The 13,603-nt window shown below is 70.6% G+C and carries 8 protein-coding genes, 1 tRNA gene and 1 pseudogene; 6 read left to right on the forward strand and 4 right to left on the reverse strand.

Annotated elements, in window-relative coordinates; translation table 11 throughout:
• Positions 1 to 8: 8 nt before the first annotated feature.
• Positions 9 to 1,168: pseudogene (locus tag KXD97_RS04230) on the forward strand (serine hydrolase domain-containing protein).
• On the opposite strand, the gene KXD97_RS04235 reads toward KXD97_RS04230, so the two are convergent.
• Together KXD97_RS04235 and KXD97_RS04240 are read right to left on the reverse strand one after the other, a co-directional pair.
• Positions 1,150 to 1,545, reverse strand: coding sequence for a hypothetical protein (locus tag KXD97_RS04235; RefSeq protein ID WP_260755608.1), 396 nt, complete (start codon positions 1,543 to 1,545; stop codon positions 1,150 to 1,152). The pseudogene KXD97_RS04230 and the gene KXD97_RS04235 overlap by 19 nt on opposite strands.
• 71 nt (positions 1,546 to 1,616) lie before the next feature.
• Positions 1,617 to 2,654: a TerC family protein gene (locus KXD97_RS04240; RefSeq protein ID WP_260755609.1), complete on the reverse strand. Its 1,038-nt coding sequence runs from the start codon at positions 2,652 to 2,654 to the stop codon at positions 1,617 to 1,619.
• 220 nt (positions 2,655 to 2,874) lie between these two features.
• Here KXD97_RS04240 and KXD97_RS04245 point away from each other — a divergent pair, with 220 nt between their 5' ends.
• From KXD97_RS04245 to KXD97_RS04265, 5 genes are read left to right on the forward strand one after another with little or no spacing between them, the layout of a single operon-like run.
• Positions 2,875 to 6,834 carry a Pls/PosA family non-ribosomal peptide synthetase gene (locus KXD97_RS04245; RefSeq protein ID WP_260755610.1) on the forward strand — a complete coding sequence of 1,320 codons (3,960 nt, stop codon included), beginning with the start codon at positions 2,875 to 2,877 and terminating at the stop codon, positions 6,832 to 6,834.
• Positions 6,831 to 8,177, forward strand: coding sequence for a M1 family metallopeptidase (locus KXD97_RS04250; RefSeq protein ID WP_260755611.1), 1,347 nt, complete (start codon positions 6,831 to 6,833; stop codon positions 8,175 to 8,177). The genes KXD97_RS04245 and KXD97_RS04250 overlap by 4 nt, the downstream gene beginning before the upstream one ends.
• Positions 8,174 to 9,454 carry a hypothetical protein gene (locus KXD97_RS04255; RefSeq protein ID WP_260755612.1) on the forward strand — a complete coding sequence of 427 codons (1,281 nt, stop codon included), beginning with the start codon at positions 8,174 to 8,176 and terminating at the stop codon, positions 9,452 to 9,454. Before KXD97_RS04250 ends, KXD97_RS04255 begins: the two co-directional genes overlap by 4 nt.
• Positions 9,451 to 10,443, forward strand: a complete 993-nt coding sequence (gene galE, locus KXD97_RS04260; RefSeq protein ID WP_260755613.1) for a UDP-glucose 4-epimerase GalE — start codon at positions 9,451 to 9,453, stop codon at positions 10,441 to 10,443. The genes KXD97_RS04255 and galE overlap by 4 nt, the downstream gene beginning before the upstream one ends.
• Entirely contained in the window at positions 10,440 to 12,215 is a 1,776-nt protein-coding gene (locus KXD97_RS04265; RefSeq protein WP_260757833.1) for a hypothetical protein, read from the forward strand. The genes galE and KXD97_RS04265 overlap by 4 nt, the downstream gene beginning before the upstream one ends.
• 38 nt (positions 12,216 to 12,253) lie before the next feature.
• Here the strand turns inward: KXD97_RS04265 and KXD97_RS04270 are convergent.
• Positions 12,254 to 12,329: transfer RNA gene (locus KXD97_RS04270), tRNA-Thr, on the reverse strand.
• A gap of 47 nt (positions 12,330 to 12,376) precedes the next feature.
• A complete protein-coding gene (locus KXD97_RS04275) occupies positions 12,377 to 13,600 on the reverse strand; it encodes a DNA polymerase III subunit delta' (protein WP_260755614.1) in 1,224 nt (407 codons plus the stop codon).
• Positions 13,601 to 13,603 lie beyond the last annotated feature (3 nt).

Consider the following 13,603-nt stretch of genomic DNA (forward strand, 5'->3'; position numbering starts at 1 on the left):
TCTCTGCCATGGGTGAGGTGTCCGGCCGCTGGAATCCCCGCTTCGACGCGCTGGCCGAGGCGTTGGCCGACGAGGTCGCCGCCGGGGAGGAGCTCGGGGCGTCGATCGCCGTCGACGTCGACGGCGAACTGGTCGCCGACATGTGGGCCGGCCACGCCGACCGGGCGAAAACCGTTGACTGGCAACAAGATACGATCGTCAACTTCTGGTCCTGCACCAAGACGCTGACCGCGCTGGCGGCGCTGATGCTCGTCGACCGCGGCGAACTCGACCCTTTCTCCCCCGTCGCCCGCTACTGGCCGGAGTTCGCCGCCAACGGCAAGGCCAGCATCGAGGTGCGCCACCTGCTGTCCCACACGTCCGGGGTGTCGGGGTGGCAGACACCGTTTGGGGTGGAGGACATCTACGACTGGGCCACGGCGACGGCGCACCTGGCCGCGCAGGCGCCGTGGTGGCCGCCGGGGACCGCGTCGGGCTACCACGCCATGAACTACGGCCACCTGATCGGCGAGCTGGTGCGCCGTATCACCGGCACGACACTGAAGGATTTCGTCGCCGAGCAGATCGCGGCGCCGCTGTCGGCCGACGTGCAGATCGGGGCGCGGCCCGAGGACGCGTCCCGTATCGCCGAGTTGGTCGCCCCCCACCGCGCGACCGCGGCGTGGGCAAGCTGCCGCCCGACCACCCGGCGGTCAGGACGTTCGCGGCGTTCCCGCCCGGCGCGTACGGCGTGGCCCACGCCGAGACCGACGCGTGGCGACGGGCCGACATCGGCGGCGCCAACGGCCACGGCAACGCCCGCGGGCTGGTCCGTGCGTTGACTCCGGTCTCGCTGGGCGGCAGTGCGCACGGGGTCCGGCTGCTCGGCCCGAGCACCATCGAGCTGATCTTCACCGAACAGTCCCACGGCATGGATCAGGTGCTGTTCGTGCCGCTGCGCTTCGGCATCGGATTCGGCCTGCCCACGCCCGAGCGCGTGCGGGCTGTCCCGGCCGGCACCGTCTGCTGGTGGGGCGGCTGGGGCGGTTCCCTGGTGGTGATGGACCTCGACCGGCGGGCGACGTTCGCCTACGTGATGAACAAGATGGGCGAGGGCACCACCGGCACCGCCCGCACGGTGCGCTACGCGGCGCTGATCGACGCCGCGCTTCAGGACGCGCGCGGCTGATCGCGCGCGGCGAGGCGGCCGAGCACGTCGCGGCCCACCGTGCCGAGATCCTGACGGGGAGTGGCCGGAATCAGAGTCACGCCGTCGGCCACCTCCGCCGACGCGATGTCGGCGATCAGTCCTGCCAGACCGTCCACGGTGCCGGCGTAGTGCACCGTCCCGGAATCGGCCGGACCCAGCACCTGCTGCGCCGACCGGAAATCGCCTGCGACGGCGACGGTGACGTCCAGGATCACCGCGACGTCGTCGGCGCCGGCGCGGATCCGGGCCCGCACCCGCCGGGCGTGCTGCAGGTCCTTGGCCGCCACCCGGACGATCTGCTGGTCGCCGTCGGTCAGCTCGCTCACGCCACCGTCATCTGCCACGAATAGCCGCACCCGGCCACGCTATCCAGCGCTGCCGGGCGCGACCCAGCGTTGTGATCAGCGAGAGTGCAACAATCGCACGCTCAGCGGCTCGGGTCGTGATGCGGATCCGGCACGGCCTTCTCCTCGGAGACCCCGTTTGAGCTGCCGTTCTTGCGTACGTCGTGCACGCGGGTCTTGTACAGGCTGGCCGCAGTCGTGATCAGCAGCGTGACCACGATCACGCCGAGGGACAGCAGTGTCGGGATCTCCGGCACCGGCACGTGCTCGCCGCCGTTGATGAACGGCAACTCGTTCTCGTGCAGCGCGTGCAACAGCAGCTTGATCCCGATGAAGCCCAGGATGAACGCCAGCCCCTGCGAAAGGTACACCAGCCGCTTGAGCATGTCGCCGAGCAGGAAGTACAGCTGCCGCAGCCCCATCAGGGCGAACACATTGGCGGTGAACACCAGGTACGGCTCGCGGGTCAGACCGTAGATCGCCGGGATGGAATCGAGCGCGAACAGCAGGTCGGTGGTACCCAACGCGACGATGACCAGGAACATCGGCGTCATCAGCCGCTGGCCGTTCTCTTTCACCCACAACCGCAGGCCGTCCCACTGGTCGGTGAACTTCATCCGCTTCTGCGCGAAGCGCACCACCGCGTTGTCGGCGTCGTCGTCGTGGTCGGTGTCCTTGACCAGCTTGATCGCGGTGTAGAGCAGGAACGCGCCGAAGATGTAGAACACCCACGAGAACTGGTTGATGGCCACCGCGCCGAGCGCGATGAAGATGCCGCGGAAGATCAGCGCCAGGATGATGCCGACGAGCAGCGCCTGCTGCTGGTAGATCTTCGGCACGTTGAAGCTGGCCATGATGATCAGAAAGATGAACAGGTTGTCCACCGACAGGCTGTATTCGGTGAGCCAGCCCGCGAAGAACTCCACACCGTACTGGCTGCCGTGGAAGAACCAGGTCCACAGCCCGAACGCGATCGCCAGGCCGACATAAAACGTCAGGGCCGTGGCCGTCTCACGCCGAGGCGGCTCGTGGGGGCGACGCCCGATCACGATCACGTCGAACAGCAGGATCGCGATTGTCACGGTGAGCGTGATGCCCCACTCGAGACCACTTACGTTCATCAAACCTCCGGTCGTCGTCAAACGCCGGAGGTCTCTTCCACCACCGCCTGCGGCGGTAGGCCCACGGCACCGGTCATCCCAGGTGGGACGACGTGATGACGACACCGTGGCGAAGGAATACTCCCCTCCAAGCGGCTCATTGTGCCAGTCGGTCGCCCGACACGCGAAATGAGCGGCCCAGGGGCGTGAGGCGACTCCGAACGCTGAGTAGTTTGTACCCGTGACGGCCGCGGATCGAACTCCTGAGATCCCCACTCAATACCTGCTGTCGGAGTTCGCTCCCCCGCCCCGCACGCTCATCGACATCCTCTACGACACCGCGCGCCGGTACCCCGACGCGCCGGCGCTCGATGACGGGACCGTGCAGCTCACCTACGCCGAGCTCGTCGCCGACGTCGAGGACAGCGTGGCCTGGCTGGGGGCCCGCGGGATCGGCCGCGGCGACCGCATCGGGATCCGGATGCCGTCCGGCAGTTACGCGCTCTACGTCGCGATCCTGGCGACCCTGGCCACCGGCGCGGCGTACGTGCCCGTCGACGCCGACGATCCGCAGGAGCGCGCCGACCTGGTCTTCACCGAGGCCCAGGTGGTCGCGGTGATCACCGAACGCGGCCTGGTGCGCGGGCCCGGCTCGTCGCGCGGCTGGCGCGCGACGGCGCCACTGACCCGCGACGACGCATGGATCATCTTCACGTCGGGTTCGACCGGCACGCCCAAGGGGGTGGCCGTCACCCACCGCAGCGCGGCGGCATTCGTCGACGCCGAGGCGCAGATGTTCCTCAAGGACAATCCGCTCGGCCCGGGCGACCGGGTGCTGGCGGGCCTGTCGGTGGCGTTCGACGCGTCGTGCGAGGAGATGTGGCTGGCATGGCGGCACGGGGCCTGTCTGGTGCCCGCGCCCCGGTCGCTGGTGCGCAGCGGGATGGACCTCGGACCGTGGCTGGTGTCCCGGGACATCACCGTCGTGTCGACGGTGCCGACGCTGGCGGCGCTGTGGCCGGCCGAGGCACTGGAGTCGGTGCGGCTGCTGATCTTCGGGGGCGAGGCCTGTCCGCCCGAACTCGCCGAGCGGCTCGCCGCCGGCCCCGACTCGGCCGGCCGCGAGGTGTGGAACACCTACGGGCCGACCGAGGCGACCGTCGTAGCGTGTGCGGCACGTCTGGACGGTTCCGGCGGGCAGGTCAGCATCGGGCTGCCGCTTCCCGGCTGGGACCTGGCCGTGGTCGACAAGGACGGCCGGCCGGTCGGCCTCGGCGAGGTCGGCGAGCTCGTCATCGGCGGTGTCGGCCTGGCCCGCTATCTCGACCAGGACAAGGACTCCGAGAAATACGCGCCCATGCCCACTCTGGCCGGACACGGGCATTGGAGTCGCGCGTACCGCAGCGGGGACCTGGTGCGGCTGGAACCGGACGGTCTGTATTTCGTCGGCCGCGCCGACGACCAGGTCAAGGTCGGCGGCCGCCGCATCGAGCTCGGCGAAGTGGACACCGCGCTGGTGCACCTGCCCGAGGTCACCGGCGGCGCCGCGGCGGTGCGGCGCACCGCGTCCGGGACACCGCTGCTGGTCGGCTACATCGCGGTCGCCCCGGATCTGGACGGCGAGTTCGACGTCGCCACCGCCCGGGCCCGGCTGGCGGAGTCCCTGCCCGCGGCGCTGGTTCCGCGTCTGGTGGTGGTCGACGAACTGCCCACCCGCACGTCCGGCAAGGTCGACCGCGACGCGCTGCCCTGGCCCGTCGGCGACGCGGATGCCGAGCAGGGTACCGACTTGGGCGGCGGCACGCTCGGCTGGCTGGCCGGGGTGTGGCGGGAGGTGCTCGCGGCGCCCGTCGACGGGCCCGAGGCGGATTTCTACGCCCTCGGCGGCGGTTCGCTGTCGGCTGCCCAGCTGGTCGCCGCGCTGCGACAACACTATCCGCAGGTCACCGTCGCCGACGTCTACGACCATCCGCGGCTGGGGTCGCTGGCCGGTTACCTCGACGAGTTGGAGCCGCCCCCGGTGGTCACCACTCGCGAGGTCGCGCCGGTGCCTCGGCTGACGCAGGCCGCGCAGGTGGCGCTGACCGTGCCGCTGGCGCTGCTGACCGGCATGCAGTGGATGGTGTGGCTGGCCGTCGCCAACAACGCCGCGGCGGCGCTGCACCTCGCCGACTGGGTGCGTCCGGTCAGCTGGTGGTGGATCCTGGCCGGCTTCCTGCTGTTCGTGACCCCGCCGGGCCGGATGAGCATCGCGGTGTTCGGCGCGCGGGTGCTGATCGGCAACCTGCAACCCGGCACCTACCGCCGCGGCGGGCCCACCCATCTGCGGGTGTGGCTGGCCGAACGACTGGCCGAGGCCAGCGGCGCGGAGAACATGGCCGGGGCGCCGTGGCTGGTCTACTACGCCCGGGCGCTGGGCAACAGCGTCGGCAACGGCGTCGACCTGCACTCGGCGCCGCCGGTGACGGGCATGCTGACCCTCGGACACCGCTGTTCCATCGAGCCCGAGGTGGACCTGGCCGGTCACTGGATCGACGGCGACCAGTTCCACGTCGGCCCGATCACCGTCGGCAACGACGCGACCGTCGGGGCGCGGACCACGCTGCTGCCCGGGGCCGTGGTCGGCAAGAACGCCGACGTCGCACCCGGTTCGGCCGTGGTCGGCAAGGTGAAGAACGGCCAGTACTGGAAGGGCTCGCCGGCGGTGAAATCGGGCAAGGCCAGGCATCCGTGGCCGGATCACCGCCCGCACAGGGCGCCGCTGTGGGTGGCCGTGTACGGCGTGACGTCGGTGCTGCTGGCTGCGTTGCCGCTGGCGGCGCTGGCCGCCGGGCTGGCCGTGATCGGCTGGGGTGTGCGCGGCACCGCGACGGTGACGGCGGCGATCGGGCCGGCACTGCTGTGGCTGGTGCCGGCCACCGCGGCGGCGCTGCTGGTGTACGCGGTACTCACCGTGCTGGGGGTGCGGATGCTGTCGGTCGGGCTCGACGACGGCTACCACCCGGTGCGCAGCCGCCCGGGCTGGCAGCTGTGGGCGATCGAACGTCTGATGGACGGCGCGCGCAACTACCTGTTCCCGATCTACGCCAGTCTGCTGACCCCGTGGTGGCTTCGACTGCTCGGCGCGAAGGTCGGCAAGGGCACCGAGATCTCGACGGCGCTGGTGATCCCGAAGTTCACCGTGGTCGAGGACGGCGCGTTCCTGGCCGATGACACCATGGTCGGGTCCTACGAACTCGGCGGCGGCTGGATCCACGTCGCCCCCGCCACCGTCGGCAAAAGGGCGTTCCTGGGCAACTCGGGGATCACCCAGCCCGGGCGCCGCGTGCCCGACGACGGTCTGGTGGCCGTGCTGTCGGCCACCCCGCACAAGGCCAAGGCCGGTTCGTCGTGGCTGGGCAGCCCGCCGGTGCGGTTGCGCCGCAAGCCGACCGCGGCCGACGCGCTGCGCACGTTCCATCCGTCGGCGCGGCTGAAGGTGCTGCGCGCCGTCGTGGAGACGTTCCGATTCGTGCCGCTGGTGGTGACCTTCGCGATCGGGATCGCGGTGCTGCTCGTGCTGCAGTATCTGGTGGTGACGTTCGGATGGGTGTGGGCGGCGTTGGCCACCGCACCGGTCCTGCTGGGCGCCGGCGCGGTCGCCGGAGCTGTCGCCGTACTCGCGAAATGGCTTGTGGTGGGCCGGATCGGCGCGATCGAGCACCCGCTGTGGTCGCCGTTCGTGTGGCGCAACGAGGTCTCGGACACCTTCGTCGAGACGGTGGCGGCACCGTGGTTCGCGCGCGCGGCATCGGGTACGCCGGTGATGAACCTGTGGTTGCGGGCCCTGGGCGCGAAGATCGGACGTGGCGTGTGGTGTGAGACGTACTGGCTGCCCGAGGCCGATCTGGTGACGCTGGCCGACGGCGCCACCGTCAACCGCGGCTGCGTGGTGCAGACCCATCTGTTCCACGACAGGATCATGCGGATGGACACCGTGGCGCTGGATCGGGGTGCGACGCTCGGGCCGCACTGCGTCGCGTTGCCGGCGGCGCGCATCGGGGCAGGCGCCACCGTCGGGCCCGCGTCGCTGGTGATGCGCGGCGACGAGGTGCCCCCGTCGACCCGGTGGCAGGGCAATCCGATCGCACCGTGGCTGCCGTCACGCAAGAAGCGTTCGGAGACTTCGGAATCCAAGTCCAAGAAGTCTACGGCCGCGTGACGGCGCGCAAGAGGGCCGCCAAGAAGGGCACCGCGCCGGTCATCGACCCGTACCTGCCCGGCTCGGGCAACTTCGGCTACCGGGTGTCGCGCTACGAGCTCGAGCTGGAGTACAAGGTGGCGATCAACCGGCTCTCGGGCACGGCCACCATCACCGCGGTCACGCTGGCCGAGCTCAAGACGTTCACCCTGGACCTGTCCGACGCGCTGTCGGTCGCGAAGGTCACCGTGAACGGCAAACGGCCGGCCCAGTTCCGGGCCTCGCACGGCAAGCTGCACATCAGCCTCAGCGACCGTCTGCCCGCGGGGGCGGCGTTGACCGTCGGAGTGCGTTACGGCGGTACCCCGCGGCCCATCCGATCCCTGTGGGGCGAGGTCGGTTTCGAGGAGCTCACCGAAGGGGTGCTGGTCGCCGGCCAGCCCAACGGTGCGTCCTCGTGGTTCCCGTGCGACGACCATCCCAGCGCCAAGGCCAGCTTCCGCGTCCAAATCGCCACCGAGAGCCCCTATTTCGCGCTGGCCAACGGCAAGCTGCTGGACCGTCGGGCCCGTGCGGGAATGACCACCTGGGTCTATGAACAGGCCGAGCCGACCTCGACATACCTGATTACGTTGCAGGTCGGCATGTACGGGCGGCACCGCATGGCCAAGAACGGCGTGGAGATGTTCGCGGTGCTGCCCGACCGGCTGCGCGAGGAGTTCGACCACGACTTCGGCCGCCAGCCGCAGATGATGAAGCTGTTCACCAAGCTGTTCGGGCCATACCCCCTGGCCACCGGCTACACCGTGGTGGTCACCGATGACGACCTCGAGATACCCCTTGAGGCACAGGGCATTTCGATCTTCGGCGCCAACCACTGCGACGGCAACCGCAGATCCGAGCGGTTGATCGCCCACGAGCTGGCGCACCAGTGGTTCGGCAACTCGGTCACCGTGCAACGCTGGCGCCACATCTGGTTGCACGAAGGCTTCGCCTGCTACGCCGAATGGCTGTGGTCCGAGCACAGCGGTGACCGCACGGCCGATCAGTGGGCCCGCCACTACCACGATCGGCTCAAGAACTCTCCGCAGAACCTGGTGCTGGCCGACCCCGGCCCGCGCGACATGTTCGACGACCGCGTCTACAAGCGCGGCGCGCTGACCCTGCACGCGTTACGCCGCCGCCTCGGCGACACGGCTTTCTTTGCGCTGCTGAAGGATTGGGCGAATCGGTACCGGCACGCCAGCGTCGTCACCGACGACTTCGTAGGCCTGGCCGCCCAGTACACCGACGATTCGCTGCGCCCGCTGTGGACGGCGTGGCTGTACACACCGGAGGTCCCTGCGCTGGACGCCGGGACGTGACCGACGCGACGGCTGGACCTTCCGGCGCGGTCACCCGGGGCAGCGTGGTCCGGGTGGGGGTCGCGACGGCGCTGTCGGCGCTGTGCGGCTACGCGGTGTTGTATCTGGCGGCCCGAGACCTCGAACCCGCCGGGTTCTCGGTGTTCGGGGTGTTCTGGGGCGCGTTCGGGCTCGTGAGCGGCGCCGCGTTCGGGCTGCTGCAGGAGACCACCCGCGAGGTGCGGTCACCGTCGGCGGCCCCGGACGGCAAGCGCACCCACCCGATGCGGGTCGCCGCGGGCGTCGGGCTCGGGGCCGCCGCGGTGATCGCGGTGACGGCGCCGGTGTGGTCCGGTCACGTGTTCGCCGACGCGCGCACACTGAGCGTGCTGCTGCTCACTGCGGGCCTGGCCGGCTTCTGCCTGCACACCACGCTGCTGGGCGCGCTGGCCGGGATGAACCGCTGGTCGGAGTACGGCGCGCTGATGGTCGCCGACGCGGTGCTGCGGGTGGTGGTCGCCGCGGCGACCTTCGCGCTGGGCTGGGGCCTTGGCGGTTATCTGTGGGCGACGGTCGCGGGGGCGTTCGCCTGGCTGCTGATGCTGCCGGTGTCCCCGGGCGCCCGGGCGGCGGCCCGGCTGCTGACACCCGGAGGGACGGTCACCTTCCTGCGCGGCGCCGGACACTCGATCGCCGCGGCCGGCGCCAGCGCGGTGCTGGTGATGGGTTTTCCGGTACTGCTCAAGGCCACCTCCGGCGACCTCGGCGCCGCCGGCGGAGTGGTGATCCTGGCGGTGACCCTGACGCGGGGGCCGCTGCTGGTCCCGCTGACCGCGATGCAGGGCAATCTGATCGCCCACTTCGTCGACCAGCGCGCCCACCGGCTCAGGGCGCTCGTCGCCCCGTCAGCGGCGGTCGCCACGCTGGGGGCCGTCGGCGTCGTGCTGGCTGGCGCGTTCGGGCCGTGGCTGCTGCGCGAGGCGTTCGGGCCCCGGTACCACGCCGACGGCAGCCTGCTGGCCTGGTTGACCGCGGCGGCGGTCGCGATCGCGTTGTTGACGCTGACGGGAGCGGCCACTGTGGCAGCGGCGCTGCACCGCGCCTATGCCGCCGGGTGGGTGATCGCGACGGTGGCGTCGGCGCTGTTGCTGCTGCTCCCGCTCGATCTGGAGGTGCGCACGGTGGTGGCGCTGTTGTGCGGTCCGCTGCTGGGCATCGCCGTGCATCTGGGCGCACTCGTTACGGTGGCATACCGACCACTCGATTCCCCGCGAGCGACGACGAAGGAGACACCGTGACCTGGTTGGTGACCGGCGGCGCCGGATACATCGGCGCACATGTGGTGCGGGCACTGCGCGGCGCCGGGCTGGGCGTCGTCGTGATCGACGACCTGTCCACCGGCCTCGCACAGTTCGTCCCGGACGGGGTGCCGTTCGTGCAGGCGAACCTGCTCGACGCGGCTGCGGTGCGGGCGACGCTGGCCGAGTACGGCGTGAGCGGAATCATTCACATCGCCGGCTACAAGTACGCCGGCGAGTCGGTGCACCGGCCGCTGCACACCTATCAGCAGAATGTGTCCGCGATGGTCACGCTGCTGGACGCGGCCACGGCCGCCGGAATCGAGAAGGTGGTGTTCTCCTCGAGCGCGGCGACCTACGGGACCCCGGACACCGAGGTCGTCGACGAGACCACCGCCACCCGGCCGGAGTCGCCCTACGGGGAGAGCAAGCTGATCGGCGAGTGGCTGCTGCGCGACATCGGCATCGCCACCGCATTGCGCCACACCAGCCTGCGCTACTTCAACGTCGTCGGGTCCGGTTCTGACGACGTATTCGATGTCAGCCCGTTCAACCTGTTCCCGAAGGTGTTCGACATGCTGTTGAGCGGCCAGACCCCGCGGATCAACGGCGACGACTACCCCACCCCGGACGGCACCTGCGTGCGCGACTACGTCCACGTCTGCGACATCGCCGCCGCCCATGTCGCGGCCGCCCGCCGCCTCGACGACGGGCAATCCGTCGAGCCGGTCTACAACCTCGGCAGCGGGTCGGGGACCTCGGTGCGGGAGATCATGACCACGATGCGCGCGGTGACCGGCGTCGACTTCGAGCCTGAGGTCGCGCCGCGCCGGCCCGGTGACCCGGCCCGCATCGTCGCGGTCGGCGAGCTGGCCGCGCGCGATCTGGACTGGCGGATGCGGCATTCGCTGACCGACATGGTGGCGTCGGCGTGGTCAGCACGCCGGGCAGCCGGGCCGGCGTATCCCACTGCCGGGGCGGTCTCCTGACAGCCGCGCACAATTGGGTCGCCCGCACCGCGGTGGCGCTGATCGCGCTGCAGTTGGTGATCCGGGCGGTGCTGGCGTTCGGCGGCTACTTCTACTGGGACGACCTCATTCTGGTGGGGCGGGCGGGCACCCAGCCGCTGTGGTCGCCGGGCTACCTCTTCGACGACCACGACGGGCACGTGATGCCGGGGGCGTTCCTGGTCGCCGGGGTGATCACCCGCCTGTCGCCGCTGAACTGGATCTGGCCGGCAGTGAGCCTGGTCGTCCTCGCGTTGCTGGCCTCGCTGGCACTGCTGCGCGCGCTGTATGTGATCCTGGGCTGGCGCCCGGTGTTGTTGGTGCCGTTGACGTTCGCGTTGTTCACCCCGCTGGCGGTACCCGGATTTGCGTGGTGGGCCGCGGGGCTGAACTCGCTGCCGATGCTGGCCGGGATGTCGTGGGTGTGCGCCGAGGCGATCCTGTTGGTGCGCACCGGAGACCGGCGCCACGCGTGGTCCGGCGCGATCGTGTTCCTGGGTGCGCTGCTGTTCTTCGAGAAGTCGGCGATCATCCCGTTCGTCGCGTTCGTGGTCGTGGCGCTGTACGGATATGTGACGGCCACGGCCACGGTCCGCGAGGTGTGGCGCCGCGGCCTGGCGCTGTGGACCGCGACGGCCGCGCTGACCGTGGCCTGGATCGGGGTCTATCTGCTGGTTGTCGACCAGCAGCGGTGGAGCTTCGACCTCGCGATGACGTGGGATCTGTTGTCCCGCTCCTTCACCCACGGCATCGTGCCCGGTCTGGTCGGCGGGCCGTGGGACTGGCAGCGGTGGGCTCCGGCGTCGCCGTGGGCGACGCCGCCGGTGACGGTGATGGTGCTCGGCTGGCTGGCCCTCGGCGCGGTGGTCGCGGTGTCGCTGTCACGCAAGCGGCGCCTCGGCCCGGTGTGGTTGGCCGCGCCGGGCTACGCGGTGGTCTGTCAGGTTCCGATCTATCTGATGCGCTCGTCGCGGTTCACCGCGCTGGAGTTGGCCCAGACGTTGCGGTACCTGCCCGATCTGGTCGTGGTGCTGGCGCTGCTGGCCGCCGTCGGGCTGTGCGCGCCCAACCGGGAGAGCCCGCGCGGGCTCGACCACTCCACCCGTCGAACCGTCATAACAGTTTGTGCGGCAACGGTTTTCGTGGCCAGCAGCCTGTACTCGACATCGACCTTTCTGACCAGCTGGCGTGACAACCCCGCGCAGCCGTATCTGCAGAACGCGCGGGCCGGGTTGGCGCAGGCGCGGGCGTCATCGGACGCGCCGATGCTCGATCAGGAGGTGGACCCGCTGGTGCTGCAGCGGGTGGCCTGGCCGGAGAACCTGGTCTCGCACATGTTCGCGCTGCTGCCCGACCGTCCCGAGTTCGCCTCGGCCACCACCGATCTGCGCATGCTCGATGTCCACGGGAATCTCGTCGACGCGCTGGTGACGTGGGTCCGCAGCATCCGTCAGGGACCCGACCCGCAGTGCGGATATCTGGTGCAGCCCGATTTCCCGGTCCGTATGCCGCTGGACGGACCGCTGCTGCCCGCCGACTGGACGGTCGAACTGAATTACCTGGGCAACAGCGACGGCTCGATCACGGTGTCACTGTCGGAGGGGGAGGACGTCAGGGTCCCGGTACGGCCGGGACTCAACCGGGTCTACGTGCGGGTGCCCGGCGCCGGCGACGCGATCACCGTCAGCGCCAACACCGCGGCCCTGTCGGTGTGTGTGGCCTCGGGCCCGGTCGGGTTCGTCGCGCCGGTCTGACCCCGGACCGGGCGCATCGACGCGGTGCGGGTGGAACATGGAGCCGCCTGGGGGAATCGAACCCCCGACCTATTCATTACGAGTGAATCGCTCTACCGACTGAGCTAAGGCGGCGCTGTCGGGCGGGATGAGTCTACGGCAGGGCCTCCCGGCGACCCAACTCAGCTGCGCAGCGCCTGCCCGACGGTGCCGACCATCGCGTCGACCGCGAACTTCGGCTTGACGTTGACCGCGAGCGCCTCGCGGCATTCGAGCACGGCCTCGATGCAGCGCAGCAGCTTGTCCGGCGAGGCGTGCGCGGCCATCGCGGCCACCTTGTCGGCCATGTCCGGGTGGTTGGGGGCCACGTCGGTGGCACCGGAAGCCACCAGCAGGGCGTCCCGGAAGTACGTCGCGAGGTCGATCAGTGCGCGGTCCAGCGCGTCGCGCGACGCCCGCGTCTGCCGGGACTTCTGGCGTTTCTCCAAGTCTTTGAGTGCGCCGGCGGCGCCGCGCATGGTGCCGGCGGTGCCCTTGCCGGTTCCGCCCGCACCCAGCGCGGTGCGCAGCTCCTCGGCCTCGGCCTCGTTGCGACCCTCGGTCAGCGCCTTCGCCTCGGCTTCGGCGGTGGCCACCAACTCCTCGGCCGCCGCGTACGCCCGCGACGGCGTCGCCGCGTCCCGCGCCAGCCCGAGTGCGCGTTTGCGTCGATCCCGGGCCTGGTCGTCGGTGGCCAGCCGGCGCGCCCGGCCGACGTGACCGCCACTGACCGACGCGGCCCACACCGCGTCGCGCTCCGGGAGTCCGTCGGCCTCCATCAGCACCTTGGCGATGGCCTCCACGGGCGGGGTGACCAGCGCGACGTGGCGGCAGCGCGACCGCAGCGTGATCGCGATGTCCTCGGGATCCACCGACGGCGCGCACAACAGGAACACCGTCGACGGCGGGGGCTCCTCGACCACCTTCAGCAGCGCGTTGGCCGCGCCCTCGGTCAAGCGGTCGGCGTCTTCGATCACCACGATCTGCCAGCGGCCCGTCCCGGGACGGCGCGAAGCGATCTGCACGATCGTGCGCATCGCGTCCACGCCGATGGACAGGCCCTCCGGGATGATGCGGCGCACGTCGGCGTGGGTGCCGGCCATCGTGGTCGAACACGCCCGGCACTCGCCGCATCCGGGGGTGCCGTCGGAGGTGCACTGCAGCGCGGCGGCGAAGCACAGCGCCGCGACCGACCGGCCGGACCCAGGCGGACCTGTGATCAACCACGCGTGCGTCATCGTCCCGAGCGCGGCGCTCACATCGTTACCGGCGATGTGAGCGGAATCACCGCGTGCCGCGCGAGCAGCCGCGATCAACTCCTGCTCCACAGCGTCCTGACCCACCAGTCGCGAGAAAACCCCGGCCATCGC

Source organism: Mycobacterium sp. SMC-8 (assembly GCF_025263565.1).
Lineage (GTDB): Bacteria > Actinomycetota > Actinomycetes > Mycobacteriales > Mycobacteriaceae > Mycobacterium.